The 1626-nt window shown below is 66.8% G+C and carries 2 protein-coding genes and 1 pseudogene (1 of these 3 only partly in view); 2 read left to right on the top strand and 1 reads right to left on the bottom strand.

The window, feature by feature from the left end:
* Nucleotides 1–72, top strand: a pseudogene (locus ACFE99_RS10150) (pyruvate, phosphate dikinase) (it extends 1488 nt beyond the left edge of the window).
* Entirely contained in the window at nt 69–674 is a 606-nt protein-coding gene (locus ACFE99_RS10145) for a MarR family transcriptional regulator (protein ID WP_375484820.1), read from the top strand. The pseudogene ACFE99_RS10150 and the gene ACFE99_RS10145 overlap by 4 nt, the downstream one beginning before the upstream one ends.
* Before the next feature lie 6 nt (nt 675–680).
* Here the strand turns inward: ACFE99_RS10145 and ACFE99_RS10140 are convergent.
* Nucleotides 681–1626 (bottom strand): WS/DGAT domain-containing protein (locus tag ACFE99_RS10140; protein WP_375484818.1); only part of this gene is annotated, 946 nt, incomplete at its 5' end.

Below are 1626 nucleotides of genomic sequence, written 5' to 3'. Positions count from 1 at the left end.
CATGCCGACGTCGTATCGCCCACCCCGGTGATCACCATGCTGACCGCCCTGCGGCTGGCCGAAACACGATGAGTGAGTTGACGGTGTTGCAAGCGGTCAGGCTGAAGGGCCGGGTGACTGCCACGGACTTAGCCGCGACGTTGGGCACCGATCCGGCGGAGGTTGCCGGGACCGTCGAGCAGTTGACCGCAGAGGGTCTGGTGGTGGGCGACCAGGTTTTGAAGTTGAGCCGCGACGGCCGCGCCCGCCTCGATAAGTTACTCACCGAGGAACGCGAGAATGTCGACACGGCGGCTATCGTGGCCGCCTACAACACGTTTCGCGCGGTCAATGCCGACTTCAAAGCAGCGGTCACCGACTGGCAGCTCAAAGACGGCGAACCTAACACCCATCAAGATGCCGGATACGATGCGGCCGTGCTGGCCCGCATCGACGACGCGCACCAGCGGGTGCTGCCGATTATCGCTGCCGCTGCATCCCAATTGCCGCGCCTCAAAGCATATTCCGCGAAGTTGGAAAAAGCACTGGACAAGGTCAAGGCGGGCGACACTACATGGCTGACCCGGCCGCTGATCGACTCCTACCACACGGTGTGGTTCGAACTGCATGAGGAGCTGATGGGCGCCGCCGGTCTGACCCGGGAGGCGGAGGCCAAAGCCGCTAACGCCGAGTAGCTTTCGTTACAGCCCCGCATCTAGCCGATCCACATAGGCGTCGATATCATCGATCGCCGACTCGGCCGCGTGCACGCTGATCGCAATGGTGTCGCCGATGCCGTGTACGCCGTGCGTCAGGCTCATCGCTGGCGATAGCGCCGGGTACCCGGCGGTCAAAACCACGGGCGCAGTGCCGAAGTGCAGATTGGGCTCGCCCCGGTAGACGCTGGACACCACCGTGTTGCCGGCGACCCGCTCCGGCCGCGCGTCCGGATCGAACTGGGCGACACCCCAGCGAAGCAGCGGGGCGGGAACCGCGGCGAACGCTAGGTCCGCCGCGCGCGCTGCCGGATGCTCTGCGCGGCGGCGCCCGTTGGCCAAATCGGCCGCAATCCGTTCGACCCGCGCATCCGGCGCCAGTTGCGGGTAAAGTCCCACGACCACGTTGCCGAAGTGGTTATTAGCTTGGCGCACGCCAGGTTTGGCCATCGGCACCTCGGCGCCCAACGTATCGGTCGCCTCACCCAGGTGAGCGGACAACGCGGCAGACACTCCGCTGAGCACCGCGACAGTCACCGTCGGGCCGAGCAGCGCAGAACGCTGCCGCACCAGAGTGCGCACGCGACGGGCACCGACTGGGCGGGCATTGGTTGCCAGTGGGGGTCGCGATCCAACTGGCGGCGCCAGCAGTCCGGAGCGCGTGTCGCTGACCAGCTGGCGGTGGGTGCGCGCCGCTTGCACAGCTCGCCAGAGCAGCAATCGCCGCGACTGGGGTGTCACCGCGGGCACTGGCTCGGTGCGACCGAATAGCCAGGCGGCCATTGCCGATGCCCGCGCTCCGTCGCCCAGAGCATGGGCGACTTGCATGACCGCGACGGTGCCCGTCGCGCTGTGGGGAGGAATGTCCCGCACTGCCGTGAACAGGTGCAGCCGCCACGGCATCTTCCGGATGTCGAGCTGGTGGTCTGCC

Source organism: uncultured Mycobacterium sp. (assembly GCF_964249325.1).
Lineage (GTDB): Bacteria > Actinomycetota > Actinomycetes > Mycobacteriales > Mycobacteriaceae > Mycobacterium.
This window is presented reverse-complemented; position numbering and strand designations above follow the sequence as displayed.

What these genes read in the sequence shown, in the direction of transcription:
- ACFE99_RS10145 (WP_375484820.1), top strand. Translation starts at nt 69, where the DNA reads ATGAGTGAGTTGACGGTGTTGCAAGCGGTCAGGCTGAAGGGCCGGGTG.